This window comes from Aestuariivivens marinum, from assembly GCF_022662175.1.
GTDB lineage: Bacteria > Bacteroidota > Bacteroidia > Flavobacteriales > Flavobacteriaceae > Aestuariivivens > Aestuariivivens marinum.
Window position 1 is genome coordinate 1550027 of the sequence record NZ_JAKMCR010000001.1, and the last position, 21060, is coordinate 1571086.

Sequence of the window (21060 nt, forward strand, 5' to 3'; positions counted from 1 at the left end):
TATTGAAAAGGAAAATGGGTGTTATTTTAAAAGTTGAAAACATAAGTAAGCAGTATCGATTAGGGTTAATTGGTAGTGGTGCATTGGGTGATGACTTAAAACGCTGGTGGTATAAAGTTAGGGGGAAGGAAGATCCGTTTTTAAAGGTAGGAGAGCTTAATGATAGGAGTACAAAAGGAGATAGCCAATATGTTTGGGCGATTAAGGATATCAATTTTGAGGTACAGGAAGGCGAGGTTTTAGGGATTATAGGAAAAAATGGTGCTGGCAAATCTACTTTGTTAAAAATATTATCCCGAGTAACTGGCCCAACAACAGGCAACATAAAAACAAAAGGGCGTATAGCCTCCTTGTTAGAAGTAGGCACAGGCTTCCATCCCGAACTAACAGGTAGGGAGAACATTTATTTAAATGGTGCCATATTGGGTATGACCAAAGCAGAAATAAAGAGTAAAGAAGATGAGATAATTGCGTTTTCTGGTTGTGAACGTTATATTGACACCCCAGTTAAGAGATATTCTTCAGGGATGCGGGTTCGGTTGGCTTTTGCGGTTGCCGCTTTTTTAGAACCTGATATTTTGGTTATTGACGAGGTGTTGGCCGTTGGTGATGCCGAATTTCAAAAAAAGGCCATTGGTAAAATGCAAGACATTAGTAAAGGTGATGGGCGAACAGTACTATTTGTTAGTCATAATATGGCTGCAGTAAAAAGCTTGTGTACCAGGGGTATGGTTTTGCGACAAGGGAAAATTGCTTTTATGGGTGATACTACTGAAGCAGTAAGCTTTTATTTGAAAGATGGTTTTGAGTTGGAAAATAAAAAGATATTTGATGACCTTTATGATAATGATCTATTTATTTTGCACGAGATTATTGCCAAGGGTCAAAATAAAACTGAAAGCGCCTTAATATTGGAAGATGATGCTCTAGAATTGGTCACTTGTATTACTATTAAATCTTCGTGCCCAGAACAATATCATGTCACTTATCATTTATTTAATGAGTTAGGAGAGCCACTGTTTTCATTTTCAAGTGGAAGTATTGACCTCCTTAAAGGATATAATCGATTACATTGTAGTTTCCCAAAATCGTTTTTACGCTCTGGACAGTATTTTTTGTCTTTTTTTGTTGTTGAAAACAAAAGAAAAGCTGTTTTTATTGAAAAGGATATTATGAGTTTTACTGTTGTTGATGCTAAAAGGGATTTAGGGGTTTATATGGGTAAAGAACCGGGCTATATTAAACCTCAATTAACATGGCAAAACCTTACTGAATGATTCCTGTTACCAAAACATTTTTACCTCCTCAAGACGATTACCAAGCCATTTTAGAGAAGGCTTGGAATACAGGATGGCTGACCAATAGAGGTATATTGGTAAAAGAGTTAGAAACCAAGTTAAATGTTTATTTGGGAACGCAGCATATTTTGGCCACTGCCAATGGTACTTTATCTTTGCAAATTGCCATAAAAGCTCTTGGTTTAAAAGGTGAGGTTATTACAACTCCCTTTAGTTATGTGGCTACTACTTCCAGTATTTTTTGGGAAGGCTGTATTCCTGTATTTGTAGATATCCACCCAGAATATTTAACCATAGATGAGTCCAAGATTGAAGACGCTATTACGGATAAAACAACGGCTATTTTAGCTACTCACGTATTTGGAAACCCATGCCATGTAGAGGCTATCGATAAAATCGCAAAAAAATATAACCTTAAGGTTATTTACGATGGTGCCCACGCTTTTGGGGTAACCTATAAAGGGCAATCAATTTTTAATTATGGTGATGTAAGTACCTGTAGTTTTCATGCCACTAAACTGTTCCATACAGGGGAAGGAGGTGCCTTGTTTTCGCAGAATACTAAATTGTATGAAAAACTGTTTGATTATCATAATTTTGGTCATCATGGCCAAGAGGACATTAAAGGTTTGGGAACAAATGCCAAAATGAGTGAGTTACAAGCAGCTATGGGACTTGCCTTACTTCCAAATATGGCAAAAATATTAGATACAAGGATTAATTGTGTTGAAATTTATAACAATATCTTAAAGGGTTCAAATGTAAAAGCATTAAAAATTAGGGAAGGGACTCAATGGAACTATAGTTATTATCCTATAGTATTTGAGACAGAAACCCAATTACTAGAATCAAAAAAAGTTTTAAATGAAAATAATGTTTTTCCTAGACGTTATTTTTATCCGAGTTTAAATAAACTTCCTTATGTAACTAAACAAGAGGTATGTGTTTCGGAATCTATATCAAAGAGAATTTTGTGTTTACCTTTATATGTAGGTTTAAAAAAAGCTGACATAACAGCTATTTGTAATATAGTTAGACTATGAGTAAGCCTATAATCTTAATTTTCTCAGGATTTAATGAAAGAGCGGTTGTTTCTTTTATAAGAACTCTTGAAAAGAACAAGTTGGATTATATTGTTGTCGCAAAATCTTTTGATGATTTTATCTTTTTTACCACTTATAAAAATAAAGTTATTGCTATTAGAGATGATTTAAGTTTAGATTTAGATGTCATTAAGAAATATATATGTTTAGTAAGGCAAAAAGTAAAGACTACTCATGTCTTCATTGCTCCATCAACAGAGGCTCTAAACCGTTTTTTGTTAAAAGAAAGAAGTCGGCTTGAAGCTATGAAAGTTATTGTGCCTCTTACTAAAAAATCATTATATGATATAATTTCGGATAAATACAGTTTTGGAGTTGTTTGCAAAGAAAATGGAATATCTATTCCTAAAGAATTTTATACAATTGAAAATATAGATTATCCATTTGTAGCTAAGCCTAAGAAGTATTTTTCAAAAGGAGGAAAGACCTTTTCACCTCAACTCATATTTAATGAAAGTGAAAAGGTTTATTTTGTGGAAAACTATCCCATTGACGATTTTTATTTTCAAGAGTTTATTGAAGGGGATAGCCATTATTTGCTATATTACTTTAGTAGAAATAAAGTGATATATAAATTTTCACAAAAAAATATAGTGCAGCAATCAGGCGGAAAGTCAATAGTAGCTGCTACTTCGTCTGATTTTCATTTTTCAGATGAATCAAAAAAATACGAAGCTTTATTTTTATCTCTGAATTTCAGGGGGTTGGTTATGGTTGAAGTTAAACAAAAAGAATTCAAAAATTATATGATTGAGGCAAATCCTAGATTTTGGGGGCCATCACAATTGTTTGTAGATGCAAATGCCAACTTATTTGAATCTTTTTTATTCGATTACCAGTTTCTTGACAAAGCACCAACATTTAACAATATAGCCAAAAATAAAAAGTATTTTTGGCATGGAGGGTTTATTAAAAGCATAAATGAACTAAATTCTTTAGTTTATTACAGCGATAAACGTTTTAGTATAACAGATTGGTTGGATTCTGATGTTTATAAGAGAGAGGACGCTTTAGAGTATTATAAAAAAGAAGTTGGTGGATAAGTTAGAAGCGTTAAAATTGCTTTATGAAAGTGAAAGTAAGCATGCCTCTTATCAGGTGTTGTCTGATAGGCTAAGTAGGCTCATGCAATTGCCTAAAACCCCTGCTATATCCAGATATGAAAAGGAACGCTTAAACTTTATATTGCAGTATATTGAACCCATTAACAAGACCATTATTGATATTGGGGGCAACACAGGTTTTTTTTCTCATGAATTTTTAGAGGCAAATGCCCACCATGTTACTTATTTTGAAGGCAATAAAACACATGCCAAATTTGTTGATTTAGCCTCAAATATTTTAGGGTATCATGAAAAAATCGAAATTATTGATGATTATTACACTTTCGAAAATAATAATGACACACATAAATTTGATGTTGGGTTACTATTAAATGTTTTGCATCATGTTGGTGATGACTATGGCAATAAAAATTACTCCATTATACAAGCAAAAGAAAAAATTATAAACCAACTTAATTTTTTAAGTTCAAGAGTAAGTACGCTTATTTTTCAATTGGGCTATAACTGGAAAGGAGATAAGGATAGGTGTTTGTTTAACAATGGGACAAAACAAGAGCAAATAGATTTTATAAAAGAGGGGATTGGTAAGTATTGGAATATTGAAACAATAGGTGTTGCCGTTGATAAAAAAGAGGTAATAGTGTATGAGCCCTTAAGCGAAAATAATATAGAACGTAATGATCGTTTGGGAGAGTTTTTGAATAGGCCTATTTTTATATTAAAAAACATTTGTCATGATAAAAACTAAGCCCTTGGTAAGCATATGTTGTATTACATATAATCATGAAAAATTTATTGAGGAGGCATTAGAGGGTTTTTTAATGCAAGAAACTAATTTTGAATATGAAATATTAATTCATGATGATGCTTCAACAGATAAAACCAAATCAATTATTGAATCTTATGTACTAAAACATCCTGAAGTAGTATTTCCCATTTTTCAAAAAGAAAATCAATATTCTCTTGGGGTTAGGGGAATTATGGCTCGATATAATTTTCCACGTGCCAAAGGCAAGTATGTTGCCTTATGCGAAGGCGACGATTATTGGACTGACCCCTTAAAATTGCAAAAACAGGTGGATTTTTTGGAAAAAAATAAAGAAATTAATATTTGCTTCCATAGCGCACAGGTTTTAAAAAACAATATACTAGATGCATATGAGATTCCAGAACCGTTTGAAACCAAAGCGTTTGAATATATAGAGTTATTAAAATACTATAATTTTATTGCAACAGCAAGTATTGTGTTTAGAAAACCAGAGGAATTAGAGTTGCCTAAATGGTACTATGAATTACCGTTTGGAGATTTAGGACTTTATAAAATAATATCCGATAATAAAAAAATACAGTGTATAAACGAGTTTATGAGCGTGTATCGTGTTCATCATGATGGTGTCTATTCTAAGCTTTCCCAAGCCCAAGCTAGGTACCAGTTTTTAAGGTTTTATAAAACAATATTTAATGCATTGAACAAAAAAGAGAAAAGTATTGTAAAAGAGAAACTAAACCAGTTGTATTTAGATTTAGCAAGCTTGAGGTTTAAGAAATGGCCAAAGCTTCAAGTAGGTTATTATTGGTATCTTCGATTTAAGTTTTGATTTATTTTATGAAGCATGCCCTTTTAATTACTGCCTATAAAAATTTTGATCATTTGAAAGATGTCATTTCTTTTTTTGATAACAACTTTTGTGTCTATATCCATATTGATAGGAAAATTAAAGTAGAACCTTTTGATATTGACCAGTTAAAGGGGTTTGCTAATGTTAAGCTTATTTCAAGAAAGTATAGGGTTAATTGGGGAGGGATCAATCATTTAAAATGTATTTTACATCTAGCAGAACAAGCCCTGTTAAATAAGGAAATTAGTATGTTTCATTTAATTAGTGGCCATGATTATCCCATAAAGAATATCTCTTATTTTCTCAATATTGATACCGGAAAAAATTATTTAAATTATCATGAATTGCCATCTGAAAAATGGAAGGAAGGTGGTTTAAATCGGTTAATGTATTATAATTTTTACGACCTTATTGATGCCAAAAAGCACAGGGATTATATCTTTAAATTGATTGACTTCCAAAAAAAAATACATTTTAAACGACGACTTTCCAAAAGGCTTCCCAAGTTATTTGGTGGTGAGACTTGGTGGACCCTTAACAATAGTACTTTAAGATATGTTTTAGATTATACGCATGAAAACCCAAGATTTTTGAAGCGATTGCGACATACTTTTTGTTCAGAAGAAATTTATTTTCAGACCATTATTATGAATTCACCTTACGCTTTAACAGTGATTAATGACAGTTTGCGCTATATTGATTGGAATACCCGTAATGGGAACCATCCCGCCAATTTAGATGAGAGTGATTTGAAAAAAATAATAGCAAGCAATAAACTATTTGCTAGAAAATTTGAGTTTCCTGTATCGCAAAAACTTAAGGCTTGTTTATTGAAAACTTTTAACGATTAATGTCGCATGTCTCAAACCCCACTAGTAAGTGTTATTATGCCTGTTTACAACTGTGAGCTTTATGTAAAGGAGGCTGTTGAAAGTATATTGTATCAGACTTATGAGAATTTTGAGCTTATAATACTAGATGATGCATCAACAGATAATACGGTTAAAATTGTTTCTGAAATCAAGGATTCTAGAATTAAGTTTATTAAAAAGAACATTAATACAGGCTATACGACTAGCTTAAATTTAGGTGTTGAGCTAGCCAAAGGCAAGTATATTGCCCGAATGGATGGTGACGATGTTAGTTTGCCTGAACGATTTGAAAAACAAGTTGCATTTTTGGAGGAACAAAGCGATGTTGTTGTTTGTGGTGCTTGGTATATCTCTATTGGTACAGGTGTAATAAAACCATATCCAGAAATGCACGAGGCTAATAAGCTTAGATTGTTGGAGGGTACTTGTTTTGCACATCCCACTATTATGTTAAGGAAATCTGTTTTAGTAGAAAATCAATTGAAATATGATGTTTTTAGTGAACCGGCAGAGGATTATGCTTTGTGGGTAGATTTATTACAATATGGTAGATTTTACAATTTACAAGAACCCTTACTGAAGTACCGTATCCATGATAAACAAGTCTCACAAGAACGAAGGGCTATGCAAATAGAGAGCAAACTTAATACACGCATTCGATTATTCCAATATTTAAACATAACCTTTAGTGGAATTGAGCAGGATGTATGGAAAAAAGTATTTAAGGGTAAAAGTTTGGATTTTAATGGGTTAAAGATTTTAATAAAAAAAAAGAAGCAGCTTCTTAGGGCTAATAAAACTTTAGATTTTTTTGACAACGATGGTTTAAAAGCTTACTTAAATGCTCTGGAATATCAATCTGTAAATTCCTTTTTTTTGGATCGAGATCGATTTAATCCGCTTGTATATTTTGAGTATTTGAGTTTATGTCATATATCTTCTTTTAGATTTTCGTTTAGAACCCATATTATTTTTTTTGTAAAATCATTATTATTCTTTACTAACAAAAAATAGTATATTCACTACTTGAGCTATACACCATTGTATTATGAAAGTACTGTTCTGGTTAAATAAATTTCCAACTTTTTCAGAAACATTTATTAGAGATCAAATAATTGCTTTAATAATACAAGGTATAGATGTGCTTATTTATACTAACTATAAAGGCATAAATCAAGAGGAAATAAAAGCTTTACATGGGTATGAAGCCTATAAGCTTCAAAAGAAGCATATTGATATTGATGCGTCCACACCAAAAAATAAGTTTTTTAGGGTAATGCTCTTTATTTGGATATTGGGGATAAAAGGGTTTAGGCATGAATATGGTAAATGTTATAGGCGGTCATTGGATTTTTCCAGTTTTAAAAAAATGAAGCGATCGCTTAATACCTTCTTTAGGGTGCATTACCTTATAAAGCACCGTATTGATATCATACATGCGCATTATGGTACCAATGGTAATGAAGCTGCTATCTTTAAAAAAGTAGGGCTGCCCTTAAGGTTGTATTCTACATTTCATGGTTATGATATTAGGTTAGGTGTAAAAAAAGGGGGGGCAATCTATGCAGATCTATTTGAATTTGGCGATGGGATATTTGCAATATCAGATTTTAATTATTCAAGGTTGTTGTCATTTGGGGCATTAAAGGAAAGACTTTTTAAATTATCTAATGGTATAGATACTGCTTTTTATAAAAGGGAAAAGGCGATTTCTAAGGCGGGGGTTATAAATATCTTGACAGTTGCCAGATTGGTGGAAGAAAAGGCATTGCATATAGCTATACATGCCATTTGTAAATTAATAGCGACAAGGGCCAATTTAGATTTAAACTATATGATTATTGGTGAAGGTGTTGAGCGTTTAAAACTGGAAGATTTGATAGAAAAGCTTGGTCTAGGTCATATTGTAAAACTGTTAGGAGCTAAAGACTCTGCGTATGTGGCAAAATTAATGGCGACTTCAGATTTATTTCTTTTGCCTAGTAAAGCAGAAGCTTTGCCGACTGTATTGTTGGAGGCGCAGGCTAGTGGGATGGTTGTGTTGGCAACTAATGTGGGAGGCGTAAAGGAAATAGTGCGAGGTGGGACTGTAGTGCCGCCTTTGAACATTGATGGTTTTTGTAAAGGTCTTAGTATGTTGATAGATGGGCGAATGAACTGGGATGAGTATAGCCGATTGGGTAGGGAATATGTAGTAGCGAACCATGATATTTACAAACAAACAAAGCATCTTGTTAATATTTATATGGGTTATTAAAGAAAAGATTCATGAGATTATTTCTTAAAAAATTAGCATTATTTTTAGTTCCTTTTGTTTTGCTGGGTATAGTAGCCGAAATTAGTTATACGAAGTCTGGAGGGGATTTAAATCGATTGGGGAAAATACCTTACCCTAAAGATTATAGAAATCAATTTCATGAAGTTTTTAATCAAGAAAAAAGGTATCATGAGTTTTCTGAGTTGCATCTAGATTCTGTGCAGTATGTAGATGTTTTGACCATAGGCGACTCTTTTTCCCAGCAAGGGGCTTATGGTTATCAAAATTATTTGGCCATTGAACAGGGATTGGATGTAGTGAATTTTGATTATAAAACATTTGCGCTGGAAAATTATAAGCCTCTTCATTTTTTATACCAAATGCTTAATAGTGATATTTTTGAACATGTTAAGGCTGATTACATTATTTTGCAAATTGTAGAAAGAGACATCCTTAGACATTTGAATGATTTAAATGAAAAAAAAGGCTTGACCATAACTGATCTATTTGAGAATATAAAAGCTGAGTTGTCTTTAAATGAGAAGTATCAAAATAGTACTTTTAGAATGAGAATGAATGATATGGTGCATTTTTATCGTTATGGTTTGTTGTATTGCTTTAATGATCGTGCTTTCGAATCTTCTGTGTATAAAAAAAAATTATCTAAGCCTCTTTTTTCGGCCAACGAAGATATGCTCCTTTTTTATGATCGAGATATAAGTAATATGAATAATTACAGCAATGCAGAAAATGTTAAGCAATTTAATAACATTCTTAATCGGTTAAATATAGAACTTAAAGCTCTAGGCATAGATTTAATCGTTATGCCATGTGCTGACAAATATGATATATATTATGACTATATAATTGGTAATAGGCATAGGGAAAACCTATTTTTCGAGAATTTAAAAGTGTTGCCCAAAGACTATTTGTATATTGATACAAAGGCTGTGTTAAAACCATATATTGATAATGGTGTTAAAGATGTGTATTTTGCGGATGATACGCATTGGTCACCAATTGCAACTAAATTGATTGCTGAAGAAGTATATGGATTAATTCAATGATAGCAAAATATTTTTTTAAACCAGTATGTGGCTTTTGCTATATTAGCTTAAATTGATCATAAAAAATTGATACTTGCAGAAACTTTAATATTTAATAGTATGTCTGCTTTTAAATTAAGCAGAACTGACAATTAAAGTTTTAAGTAGTAATTTTATACCAAAGTTTATCTGATAGATTATTATCGTTGTTTAGATAGTTGATTAATACTAGTATAAGTTCAATAAATAGAGAATCACTTTTGAATCCCTGTAAGTCATATGGCAGAAAGATTAATGAAAATATATAAAGAAATTAAAAAGGTTTTGTTAAGGGTCCCTCTTTTTTTTTATTACATAAAGGGTAAAAATTTTCTAAATGACCCATATTATATTGAAGGAAGAAGGCAGGATAAAATTGAAATGTCCAAAAGACCTTTGCGCACAGATATTATTAATTTTATCCTATCCCAATTTTCGAGAGAAACCTTGTATTTAGAGATTGGTGTAAGAAATCCTAAAGAAAATTTTAATAAGATTAAGGCAGCAATTAAATATTCGGTAGATCCTGGGATTGAGTTTAAAGAAAATCCAGTAGATTTTAAATTAACAAGTGATAATTTTTTTAAAGAATTGTATCAAAATAAGATTTTAAGTCCAGACATTAAATTCGATTTGATATTTATTGATGGTTTACACCTAGCCCATCAGGTTGATAGAGACATTGCAAATTCTATGAATTTTATTAAAGATGATGGATTTATTGTTCTTCATGACTGTAATCCTCCTACAGAGTGGCATGCTAGGTATGAATACGATTATAAGTACACACCATCATTTTCTAATTGGAATGGTACCACTTGGAAGGCTTTTATGAAATGGCGTGCTAATTCATCTGTTTTCTCATGCTGTATAGACACTGATTTTGGGGTTGGAATTTTATCTAAAAAGAAAAATATAGGCCAATATCTTAATCACAATATGGAGTTTTATGAATACCCAGAATTAAATAAAAATAGGATTGAATATTTGAATCTATTAAGTTTTTCAGAATTTAAGACCCTATTTTAATTGCATTATATTTCACTGTATTAAGATATAACTTATGAATTCTCCTTTGGTTTCTATAATAATCCCTGTTTATAATCGTGAGAAGATTGTTACTGAAACACTGAATTCCATTATTGACCAGTCCTATAAGAATTGGGAATGCTTAATTATTGATGATCGCTCAACAGATAATTCTGTTGAGGTTATTAATGCAGTAATTCATGAAGACCAACGGTTTAAACTATTTATAAGACCTGAATCAAGTTTAAAAGGGGCAAATGCTTGCCGTAATATTGGATTGATAAAAGCTACAGGAGACTATGTGATTTTTTTCGATAGCGATGATTTGATGACTCCCAATCATTTAGATGTTAAAGTATCTGCATTGAAAATGGGTACCTTTGATTTTGTTATAACTGAGACAAGGTGTTTTAACAATGAACATTTAAACAAAGCTCGTGAAAAGCAATACATGTTTAATTCAAATGACATTTCTGCCCTTAATTATATAACCCACAAGATTAATTGGTTAACCCGTGATGTTTGCATAAAATCTAAAGTTGCCAAATCCATAAGGTTCAATGAGAATTTACACTCTGGCCAAGAATATAATTATTTTTGCAAACTGGTTTTAAAAACTACCCATGCAACTTTTATAAAGGAAATAGTAACCTTGGAACACTATCATGACAATTCAATAAGAGGGTTACTTAGAAAAAACAGAATAAAACAATCCCAAGGTTATTTAAGTTCCTATTGGTATACATATTTGGAGATTAAGAACGAAGCTCCAAAAAAAGCAAAAGCTTTTTTGATTTACCGCTGTTATAGATTTTTAGGCCAGCTTTCCTCAAGGAATAGATTGTTTGAAAAAAGTATAAGAAAAGCCATTTTAAAAGAATTTGGTGCGAAAGGATTGTACTATATATTTCGATTGACTTTAAAAAGAATTGTATGAAAATAGCCGTTTACACTGGCCTATTTGGAGATAAGGATGCACTGCAGCCTCCATTGAATTATAGTGATGATAGCAACGTAAGTTTTTATTTATTTACCGATACCGTTAAAAGTATATGGCCATATACAACCGTACTAAAGCCCCAATTGTTTAACGATGTATCCAAAAATGCATTTTATTATAAAATAATGGGGGATGCTATTTTAAAGAACTACGACGTTTTAATATGGCACGATGCAAATATTCAATTAGTTTTTGATAAACTTCCTGATTTGATTGATTTAGGAAAAAAATCTTTTTTGACCATGTTTATGCATCCAAATCGTGATGATTTTTATAGTGAAGCAATGAGTAGTATTAGGATCGGCAAGGATTTCTCATTACGGATTTTAAGACAAGCTATATATTATTTTATTAATGGCATGCCAGCTCACGCAGGCATGTATGCTACAGGCATTATGGTTAAAAACCTAAATATTGATTCTGGAAATTTTTATCCGTTTTGGTGGGAACAAACCTTAAAGTATAGCCGCAGGGATCAATTGTCAATTGTTTTCACCATCTATAAAACCAAGCAAAAAATAAATGTGATAAAAGGTAATGTTTTTAGTAATGAATTTTCTAAATACCATCTTCATAGATACGATCACTATCTTGAAAAAAAGTCCATTATGCAATATAATTATTGGTTTTTAAAAGATTTTTCTTTTTTAATGGTAAAATTTTTAAGAAAACTTAAGAAGTTAATATAATGTCCAATAGGAATTAGTTAAGTTAACGAAAAAATAGAAAAACATGCAGCCACTAGTTTCCATTTGCATCCCCACCTATAACGGTGCTAAATACATTGCAGAAGCAATGACCTCTGCAATAGCCCAAACCTATGCTAATTTAGAGATTATAGTGTCTGACGATGCTTCTGTTGACAATACGCTGGAAATAGTACAATCTTTTCAAGTGAATACAAGCGTTCTATTGTATGTTTATCAACACCAGCCACAAGGCATTGGTGCCAATTGGAATTATTGTGTTAAACAAGCTAAGGGCGAATACATTAAATTTTTGTTACAAGACGACATCCTAGAACCCGATTGTATAGCACGGATGGTGGACATGGCTCAAAAACATCCTAATATTGGCCTAGTGTATTGTAAGCGGCAGTTTTTATTCGACACCTTAACGCCCAAAATTCAAGATTTTATTGGCTTTTATGGTGATTTGCATAGCTATTGGCAAGATGTTTTGGTTATGGAAGGGGTAATAAACAGCAGGGTTTATTTAAAAGATCGTCAATTTTTAAATAGCCCTAAAAACAAAATAGGTGAGCCCACTGCCGTCCTTCTAAAGCGTGAGTGTTTTGATACTATAGGTTGGTTTCGTGAAGATTTACAACAAGTATTGGATTATGAGTATTGGTACCGGGTTATGGTACGCTACGATGTGGGGTTTATTAATGACACATTGGTTGGTTTTAGATTGCATGATGCCCAAGCCAGTTCCCTAAATAAAAATAATGGACTTCAAGAACAACATTTATTATTTACGAGTTATTATAAGCATCTATTTTGGCATTTGCACTCTAAAAACCAATGGAAATTGCTTAAATTGTACCATCCCGTGTTTAAAACCATGGTTAGATTAAAGCATTTTTTGAAAGGATGATCCTTGACTATTTAATATTTAAGATTCTTCCCCCGATACATCGGGGTCTGAATGACAAGCACATTCTCAAGTTAAAAACATTGGTAAACTTAAAACAATTTTTTAATGTCTAACCAACTGCCCCTAGTATCGATAATATTACCTGTTTATAATGGGGAACGTACCTTAAGGGCTACTTTAGAAAGTTTACTTAGGCAAACCTATAGCCATTTTGAATTGTTGATTGGTATTGATGGTACACATGATGGTTCTCAAGCTATTGCTGAAGATTTTAAGGATGCCAGAATTAAAATCATACAGCACCCACAAAATTTAGGATTGGCACATAATCTAAATGCACTTATACAAGCCAGTGCACCGCAGTCCGAATTTTTAGCCATGGCCGAACAGGACGATATCTATGTGCCAGAGCGGCTGCAATGGCAAATAGAGGTCCTGCAAGACTATCCCGAAGTAGGTTTGGTATCCGGAATCGCTGAGTTTGTTAGTGAAACCAGACGCGATTTGTTTCCAGGATTATTGGCTCATGGAAAGCAATTCCCTCAAGGGGATGCCTTGTTTAAGTATTTATACGAAAACCAACTAAAGGTTGTGAACACTTGTATGATGCTTAGAAAAAATACCCATTTAAAAAATAATTTGGCCTTTAAAAATACCTATGGTAATTTTAATGTAGATTGGGATTATGTGTTGCGCTTTGCTTTGGTATCCCAGGTATATGGTATCCCCAAAGTGTTGGTACATATGGATCGCACGACGCAAAGACAATCGGTTACCACAAATACATGGGGACAGTTAAAAGCCTCTAGGCAATTGTTAAAAGACTTTAAAAAGGAGTTTCCAGAATTAGTTAACAGGAAGTTATACTTTAAAGCATTAAAAACACATCGAAAAATTGAGTTGGGAAATCGCCGTAAATTAGGAACTCTTTTGTTCGGTATCTGGCATGCTTTATGCTATCTCGATGACTATTTTTTAAGATATATTTTAAAACGTAAAAGAAAGCATTTAAAATTAAAAAAATCACAGTGAAAAGTTATTCTAATCTAAACATAAATCAGAAAAAGTTATTTTGGAAGGAAAATCCTTTACACGGAGAAATTGACATTAATATTGATGGTATTGTAAATTTTAAAATGTATAATGAAAATGACGATACAGTTGTAAAGGAATTGTATTGGACTGGATTTAAAGGTTGGGAATATACAAGTTTGATGTTGTGGAATGATCTTTTAAAAGTTAACAATAAAGGTATTGTTTACGATGTGGGAGCCTACACAGGGATATATTCTTTAATAGCTGCAAAAATTTCTGAAAACAACAAAGTCTTTGCATTCGATATACAGGAGAACACTTTAGAAAGGCTAAAAAAGAATTGTGAGTTAAATAAGCTAAAAAACATTAACTTGGTTAGAGCCGCGTGTACCAATTTCAATGGTATAGTCGATTTTTACTTTTATAAAGAACAAGGAATAATTAGTTCTGTAGCTAGTTTAATCCCAAAAAAAATGAATGACCACAAAGATGAAGTAAATGCAATAAAACTTGATGGTTTTCACTCAAGAACAATTGATAAAAACCCCGTTAGCCTTGTAAAAATAGATGTTGAAGACGCAGAGCAAGACACTTTGAGAGGCATGCTAGACATTTTAGAGCATGACAGACCTGATGTCCTAGTTGAAATTAACAACATAAAGAACCTAAGTAAAGTTAAGAGGTTATTTCCAAGGTATTATAACATCTATGATATTGACGAAAACAATTATTCAATTAATCGGTTAATGTGGTTTTCAAAACCCAGTGAGTTTCGAAATTATTTATTTACAACTAAAGACAAAAAAGAAATTAAAGAACTGTTCTCAGGTCTTGTTGTATAAAGCAAAACTATGTTAAACATGCAAGTATGTATAATTTCAGGTAGGTACCCTGCCACCACATTTAGTTCTGCGATAAACCATAAAGTTTATGCAGACTTATTTGGTTATACCTACATTCACTGCAATTACCCAACTAAAACAAGAAACCCCTACTTTAATAAAATTAATTACATCTTACAATATATAGACCTTTACGACTATATGGTTTGGATTGACGACGATGCTTTCTTTGTCGATTTCAACAAAGATATCATGCTTTTTGCTCCACAAGAAAACCACTTTATTTCCCTATGTAAAAGTCCATCGTTCAAAACATTAAAAACCTATTTGAGTTCCGGGCAATTCATTTTAAAGTGCAACACTATTTCAAAACAATTCTTGTCGGAAGCTTTAAGTTTGGATTTAGGCCTTGTAAAATCATGGTGGCGTAAAGAATTGGGCTATTTTACCAACGGGGATCAAGACGCTATAATTTACTTATTACATGAAAGGCAAGTCTACAAAAACCGTTATATGTTGCATGATTATAAAGCATTTAATAGTAGGTGTGAAAATCTTTTTGAAAAAGACATCCATAAACCATTTATAATCCATTTCACAGGTAGAGGCCCCACTAAACAAAAAAATCTTCTTAATACACAAAAAAGACTGAATTTACATGCTTCATTAGTTCCAAATTCTATTTTAAAAGAGTATGGAATTGATATAAAGGAAATATACGATTACAAAAATGATAAAGTTAGTTTTAGATTAATATTAGCAAAAGTTAAGAAAAGATTGAAAAAATGGTTAAAACCTTTATAAATTATCCTAGTTATTCTTTACCACAGGAGTTAATGCAAATCTTGAAGAAGTATTCGTATATATTCAATCCTAGCCTAATTCTACATAATGGTGTTGGGTATTTAAGTATAAGGGTATATGAAGATAAATCTGAAACCATTTTAGGGCTTATTTTTGTTTGGGATGATGCTGGGAATATTGAGCAGCTAAACTTGTCTAGATATTTTGAAGATAATGAAGGAATACATAAAGTTGCGGATCCGAAATTATTCATAATGAATAATAAAGTTTATGGGACGTTTAATACAGGTGATGCTATTAAAGACTTTAATCATCTGGTGCTATTTCAATTAGAGAAAAGTAGAATTTTTGATTATAAATTTTGTGGTTATAATGAACGCTATAGAACAGAAAAGAATTGGGCGTTTTTTATTGATGAAGAAGAATTATATGCGCTATATAATTTAAGCCCTCTAACTATTTTAAAAGCAATTAAAACTGATGAGAACTATATAGAGTTTGAAAAGTGTTTTTATGATAAAACCCAAAGTTTAAAGAATTATTCAATAGGCACTCAATTGGTAAAGGTTAAAGGCAAGTTTTGTTTTATAGCTCACAAAAAACTTTATAGAAAAAGGAAAAGGCTTTATTTAGGACGCATCTGTATTTTGTTTTTAAAAGACTCGCCTAAGATAGCCGTTAAGAAATCTTTTTTAATTCATTCATGGAAATCTTTATTTGGAAGTAAGTTTAAGTTTAATAAAAATTTAATCTCTTGTAGTTACTTTTCTGGATTATCCTTAGATAGAGAAAATATTATTGTTGGTTATGGAATAAATGATGTTGATTGGAATATAGTAACTTTAAAGCAAAAAGAGTTATGGCTTTAAGGACTTATTATTGGGATCAAAGAAATGTGTCACTTTTTAAATATTATAGGCATAAATTTAGAAATCCTAAACATTTGGTTTTTAAAAAGGGTAATGCAGGTGATATCTTTAATATCGATTTAATAAAATATTTGTACAATGAGTCGGCAATTAATATAAAAAATAAAGGTAATCGATTATTGTTGGTAGGGTCAATAATTAGTAAGATTAAAGAGGGAGATATAATAAATGGTGTTGGATGGAAAGGGAATGATATTCATGAAGATAGAGATTTAATCAAATCTTTAAAAGTTTATGGAGTCAGAGGGCCTTTGACAAGGTCATTGTTTGAGAAGTATGGTACGGACTTATCTAATTTAAAATTCGAATATGACCCTGGTCTATTAATAAAGGAGGTATATAATCTAAACTTAAGCAGAAGCTCTGAAAGTCAAGTTATTTTTATTCCACATTTCATGGATACAAATGTTTATAATGGAAAATACCCTTCGGGGATAAAAGTTATAAATGTTGATAATAGCCCAAAGAAAATTGCAAAAGAGATATTAAAATCTAAGCATGTTTATGCCTCATCTTTACATGGTATAATATTTAGTCATGCATTAAATAAACCATGTACATTTGTGAGACCTCAATCCAAGGAACCAATGTTTAAGTATCGTGATTATTTCTTGTCGATTGATAAAGAATTGCCAGAACCGGTCAGAGATATTTATTCTGTTAATTATATTTTAAATAAGGCTACTACCCTTGAGAGAGAGATTGGTTTGAAAGATTTTTATTTTCCGGAAAAGGATAATTTAAAAAAGTTGGGGGTGATTTATTAGATAATTCATTATGAGAATATATATATTATCCAAAGAATGGGCAAGACATGGTAATAATTCGGGTTATCAGCGTATTGTAAACTATCTTACCATAGCATTTAAATATCCTAAAAGTTTAAAAATACCTTTTAAATTAGCGTCGTACCTAAAAAGGAAAACCCGTGTTTTAAACTATAGAAGTGAAACCATTTCTAAGGAGTTGTTTATTCTTTTTAAGGTTTTTAAGTCAAAACAGGTCCATATCTTATATGGGGATATGGATTTTTATTTTCTACATTATTTAAAAAGGTTTCCTTTTAACCTAAGGAAGAATACCTTAGTAGCAACATTTCACCACCCACCTTATGAATTAGAAAAACGATTGCATTATAATAGGAAAAAGGTGCTTGGAACCTTAGATAAAATCATTGTAATGGGGCCAAATCAAATTTCTTTTTTTAAGAAGTATTCAAATGCGGATATTAAGTTTATACCGCATGGAATTAATACCGAAATTACGAATAACTTAAAGCCTATTGAAAGAAAAAATCAATTATTATTAGTGGGTACGTCCCATAGAGACCACCAAAGGAATAGTGACATCATGAAAGCACTGGCAAACGATTTAGATGTTAGTTTTGTAGTCATCATGTTTATGGAACATGCCAAGTTATATAAGGATTTACCTAACGTAACATGTTTAACCCATAATGTATTGGATAATGAATTATACAATTATTATGCATCTTCAAAAGGGCTTTTAATGTCCTTGAAAGATTGTACGGCATCCAATGCCATTCTAGAAGCAATGGTGTATAAATGTCCATTAATCATAAATAATGTTGGTGCCGTAAAGGATTACCTTCCTGAAGGGTCTGGTGTTCCTGTTTTTGAAACCGATGATATACAAGGAACTCTAGATTATATTAAGAAGTTATTGAATGATGATAACTACATCAACGAGATGGTTGCAAACCAGCAAAGGTTAGTGGAAAATTACAATTGGACAAAAATTGCCAAAGAAACAGAAGACTTTATCTATTCCAAAAAGAATTAATTGAACAAAAACTTAACCACACAGCGTTATTGGGAAACCTATTATGGTAATAATCATGCTAATAGGCAACATATAATTAAGGTATGTTCGTTTTATGATTTTTATTGGGATATTTTTTTTAATACTACAAATACTCCTAGCACATCCCTTATTGAGATTGGCGGTTTCCCGGGACGGTATTTAGCATATTTGGCTTCAAAATTTAGAGTATATCCTACCTGTTTAGATTTTAATTCTGACCTTAGTCAAATTAAAGAGTCTTTTAAAGTGATGGGAGTAGAATCGTTTGAGATTCTCCAGAAAGATTTTACCGTGTATCAACCTCAATCAAAATATGATTTTGTATTTTCAAATGGTTTTATAGAACATTTTAAAGATTTCAACCATATATTAGATTTACATGTAAGTTATTTAAAACCTCAAGGGTGTATTATGATTATGATTCCTAATATGAAAGGGTATATAAAATACTATAAACTATTGGTTGATAGGAGGAACCTTAAAGTTCATAATTTAAAATGTATGTCTTTAAAAGTATTTAAGCATTTTGCCAAAAGGAATGGTTTAAATATTGTGGAACTAACTTATTTTGGAGGTTTTCCTTTTAGTGTGCATCAAAAACTGAATTTAATACAAAAACTAATTTTTAAGATACATAGATTGGTGTTTAAATTCTTTTTGAATACGTATGTAGAAAAGTATCCATCAAAATATTTTTCATCAACCATTATAGGAATTTTTGAAAGAAAACAATAAAATATGTGCGGCTTCCTTACAGAATTTAGTTTTAAGGGCGACCTAAGTAATCCCGATCATTTTGAGGTGCTTTTGGCCTTGTCGAAACACAGGGGGCCAGATAATACACAAATAGAGACAGGACACAATTACCGGTTAGGGTTTAACCGTTTGGCGATTATAGACCTGTCTGAGTTGGGAAACCAACCCATGTGGAGCCCAAGCAAACGCTACCATGTGGTGTTTAACGGTGAGGTTTACAACTATAAAACGTTACAAGAGCAATACCAACTCCACAATTTATCTTCGACTTCAGATACTGAAGTTTTAGTTCATCTATTGGATATACTAGGTGTCCACGAGACTTTAAAAGTTCTTAACGGAATGTTTGCCCTTACTGTTATGGACGCCCAAACGCAAATCATCTATTTAGCCCGCGATTTTGCTGGTATCAAATCGTTGTTTTATGGTATAAACGATAAGGGACTCGTGGCCGCTTCACAGTTTAACCAAGTGTTTCGACATAATTGGTTTAAAGCTCAATTAGAATTACGCCCCAATGTTATTAAAGACTATTTTGGGTTTGGTTATATGCAGGCACCTAACACCATTTATGAAAACATATACCAAGTACAACCTGGTACTTGTATTTGTATAGATTCCTTAGGCGAGTTACAACAGTTTTCGTTTTGCCAGTTTCCAGATAAGATAAATGATCATTGTGAAGATAACATTGAAAGTACTGTAGAACAGCAATTGCATGATGCGGTAAACAGGCAATTGGTAAGCGATGTGCCCTTGGCCAGTTTTTTAAGTGGAGGTATAGATAGTCCCTTAATAACAGCCATAGCCAAAACCCATAAGCCCGATATTGAAGGGTTTACCTTATCGGTCGACGATCAACGTCTGGATGAAGGTTTTCAGGCTTCCCGTTATGCCGAACAACTTGGTATGGTCCACAAAGTACATCGTGTAACCGAAACAAATATTTTAAACGAAGTCGATCATCATTTTAAGTATCTATCTGAACCTTTGGGCGATTTTTCCAGTATTCCCAGTTATGTAATCACTAAGGCAGCCTCTAAGGGACATACCGTAATGCTTTCTGGCGATGGTGGGGACGAATTGTTTTTTGGATACCCCCGTATGTTGGATGTTATAAAAAAACGATGTTGGTTTAAAGTCCCTTTTGGTATTAGAAAACCCTTAGTGCGATTTAGTAATAAATTAGGCTTAACCCGTACTTGGGCACCTTATCATTATAAAACGCTTGACGAATTTATTCAAGCTAAGCATACTTATATTTTTAAAACCGATTTGGATGCTCTTTTTAATAATGACATTGCTTTTTCTGAACCCATACAACTACTTTACCGTTTTGATTCCAAACGCCATTCTAAAGCCCTTTTGGCCCAATTACGATATAATGAGTTTTATGGCCACCTACAACGGGTGCTTAAAAAAGTAGATTTAATGAGTATGGCCAATAGTATGGAAGTTCGAGTGCCTTTTTTGGATAAAGAGGTTATTAAGGTGGCTTTTCAATATCTTCCCAAGTCCTTTAAAGCAAAAAAAGATTTGAAAAGGCTACTTAAAACCATGATGGGTAATTACTTTGATGCTACAACCATAAATAAAGATAAGCAAGGTTTTACAGTACCGTTAAGCGATTGGTTGCACCAAAGTTTAAAGCAAGATGTTGAGCAGTTAGTTTTTAACACACCGCTTTATGGGGCTTCCTGTTTGAATGAAGAAGCCATAAAAGACTATGTCAAACGGTTTTACAATAAAACGCACGACAATGACTGGGGCGTTTGGCATGTTTATGCCTGGCAGAAGTGGGCCAAAGTACAGGGGTTGGTTTGAAATGTCATTCTGAGCTCGGTGCAACCGAGCGTGAGAATCTTTTGGGTTGGAGTTTGGATTAAACAGATTGTTACGTCGCCCCAATTTATTGGGACTCCTCACAATGACGTTTAGGATTAG

Annotated in this window: 21 protein-coding genes; all 21 read left to right on the forward strand. The window is 32.4% G+C overall.

Going from position 1 to position 21060, the window contains the following annotated elements; translation table 11 throughout:
• The first annotated feature begins 14 nt into the window (after window positions 1-14).
• The 21 genes from MR053_RS06745 (at window position 15) to asnB (ending at window position 20940) form a co-directional block, all read left to right on the forward strand.
• Window positions 15-1277, forward strand: a complete 1263-nt coding sequence (locus MR053_RS06745) for an ABC transporter ATP-binding protein (RefSeq protein ID WP_242131682.1) — start codon at window positions 15-17, stop codon at window positions 1275-1277.
• Window positions 1274-2341: a DegT/DnrJ/EryC1/StrS family aminotransferase gene (locus tag MR053_RS06750; RefSeq protein ID WP_242131683.1), complete on the forward strand. Its 1068-nt coding sequence runs from the start codon at window positions 1274-1276 to the stop codon at window positions 2339-2341. Before MR053_RS06745 ends, MR053_RS06750 begins: the two co-directional genes overlap by 4 nt.
• Window positions 2338-3444, forward strand: coding sequence for an ATP-grasp domain-containing protein (locus MR053_RS06755; RefSeq protein WP_242131684.1), 1107 nt, complete (start codon window positions 2338-2340; stop codon window positions 3442-3444). Before MR053_RS06750 ends, MR053_RS06755 begins: the two co-directional genes overlap by 4 nt.
• Complete coding sequence (locus tag MR053_RS06760; RefSeq protein ID WP_242131685.1) at window positions 3437-4213, forward strand: methyltransferase domain-containing protein; 777 nt, start codon at window positions 3437-3439, stop codon at window positions 4211-4213. The genes MR053_RS06755 and MR053_RS06760 overlap by 8 nt, the downstream gene beginning before the upstream one ends.
• Window positions 4200-5063: a glycosyltransferase family 2 protein gene (locus tag MR053_RS06765; protein ID WP_242131686.1), complete on the forward strand. Its 864-nt coding sequence runs from the start codon at window positions 4200-4202 to the stop codon at window positions 5061-5063. Before MR053_RS06760 ends, MR053_RS06765 begins: the two co-directional genes overlap by 14 nt.
• An 8-nt stretch (window positions 5064-5071) precedes the next feature.
• On the forward strand, window positions 5072-5935 hold the full coding sequence (locus MR053_RS06770) for a beta-1,6-N-acetylglucosaminyltransferase (protein ID WP_242131687.1): 864 nt from the start codon (window positions 5072-5074) through the stop codon (window positions 5933-5935).
• Window positions 5936-5941: 6 nt separating this feature from the next.
• Window positions 5942-6970: a glycosyltransferase family 2 protein gene (locus MR053_RS06775; protein ID WP_242131688.1), complete on the forward strand. Its 1029-nt coding sequence runs from the start codon at window positions 5942-5944 to the stop codon at window positions 6968-6970.
• Between the two features lie 34 nt (window positions 6971-7004).
• On the forward strand, window positions 7005-8213 hold the full coding sequence (locus MR053_RS06780) for a glycosyltransferase (RefSeq protein ID WP_242131689.1): 1209 nt from the start codon (window positions 7005-7007) through the stop codon (window positions 8211-8213).
• A gap of 11 nt (window positions 8214-8224) precedes the next feature.
• Window positions 8225-9280 (forward strand): alginate O-acetyltransferase AlgX-related protein, encoded by a 1056-nt coding sequence (locus MR053_RS06785; protein WP_242131690.1) that lies wholly within the window; start codon window positions 8225-8227, stop codon window positions 9278-9280.
• 258 nt (window positions 9281-9538) lie between these two features.
• On the forward strand, window positions 9539-10327 hold the full coding sequence (locus MR053_RS06790; protein WP_242131691.1) for a class I SAM-dependent methyltransferase: 789 nt from the start codon (window positions 9539-9541) through the stop codon (window positions 10325-10327).
• Window positions 10328-10361: 34 nt separating this feature from the next.
• The gene (locus MR053_RS06795) at window positions 10362-11264 is read left to right on the forward strand and encodes a glycosyltransferase family 2 protein (RefSeq protein WP_242131692.1); all 903 of its coding nucleotides are present in this window, start codon (window positions 10362-10364) and stop codon (window positions 11262-11264) included.
• A complete protein-coding gene (locus tag MR053_RS06800; RefSeq protein ID WP_242131693.1) occupies window positions 11261-12016 on the forward strand; it encodes a glycosyltransferase domain-containing protein in 756 nt (251 codons plus the stop codon). The genes MR053_RS06795 and MR053_RS06800 overlap by 4 nt, the downstream gene beginning before the upstream one ends.
• Before the next feature lie 43 nt (window positions 12017-12059).
• On the forward strand, window positions 12060-12926 hold the full coding sequence (locus tag MR053_RS06805; RefSeq protein WP_242131694.1) for a glycosyltransferase family 2 protein: 867 nt from the start codon (window positions 12060-12062) through the stop codon (window positions 12924-12926).
• Window positions 12927-13031: 105 nt separating this feature from the next.
• A complete protein-coding gene (locus MR053_RS06810; protein ID WP_242131695.1) occupies window positions 13032-13958 on the forward strand; it encodes a glycosyltransferase family 2 protein in 927 nt (308 codons plus the stop codon).
• Complete coding sequence (locus tag MR053_RS06815; RefSeq protein ID WP_242131696.1) at window positions 13955-14803, forward strand: FkbM family methyltransferase; 849 nt, start codon at window positions 13955-13957, stop codon at window positions 14801-14803. Before MR053_RS06810 ends, MR053_RS06815 begins: the two co-directional genes overlap by 4 nt.
• A gap of 18 nt (window positions 14804-14821) precedes the next feature.
• Window positions 14822-15607: a glycosyltransferase family 77 protein gene (locus MR053_RS06820; protein WP_242131697.1), complete on the forward strand. Its 786-nt coding sequence runs from the start codon at window positions 14822-14824 to the stop codon at window positions 15605-15607.
• A complete protein-coding gene (locus tag MR053_RS06825) occupies window positions 15589-16476 on the forward strand; it encodes a hypothetical protein (RefSeq protein ID WP_242131698.1) in 888 nt (295 codons plus the stop codon). Before MR053_RS06820 ends, MR053_RS06825 begins: the two co-directional genes overlap by 19 nt.
• Entirely contained in the window at window positions 16467-17303 is an 837-nt protein-coding gene (locus MR053_RS06830) for a polysaccharide pyruvyl transferase family protein (RefSeq protein ID WP_242131699.1), read from the forward strand. The genes MR053_RS06825 and MR053_RS06830 overlap by 10 nt, the downstream gene beginning before the upstream one ends.
• Window positions 17304-17313: 10 nt before the next feature.
• A complete protein-coding gene (locus MR053_RS06835; RefSeq protein WP_242131700.1) occupies window positions 17314-18339 on the forward strand; it encodes a glycosyltransferase family 4 protein in 1026 nt (341 codons plus the stop codon).
• The gene (locus MR053_RS06840) at window positions 18340-19095 is read left to right on the forward strand and encodes a class I SAM-dependent methyltransferase (RefSeq protein WP_242131701.1); all 756 of its coding nucleotides are present in this window, start codon (window positions 18340-18342) and stop codon (window positions 19093-19095) included. It begins immediately after the preceding gene.
• Between the two features lie 3 nt (window positions 19096-19098).
• Entirely contained in the window at window positions 19099-20940 is a 1842-nt protein-coding gene (gene asnB / locus MR053_RS06845) for an asparagine synthase (glutamine-hydrolyzing) (RefSeq protein ID WP_242131702.1), read from the forward strand.
• Window positions 20941-21060 lie beyond the last annotated feature (120 nt).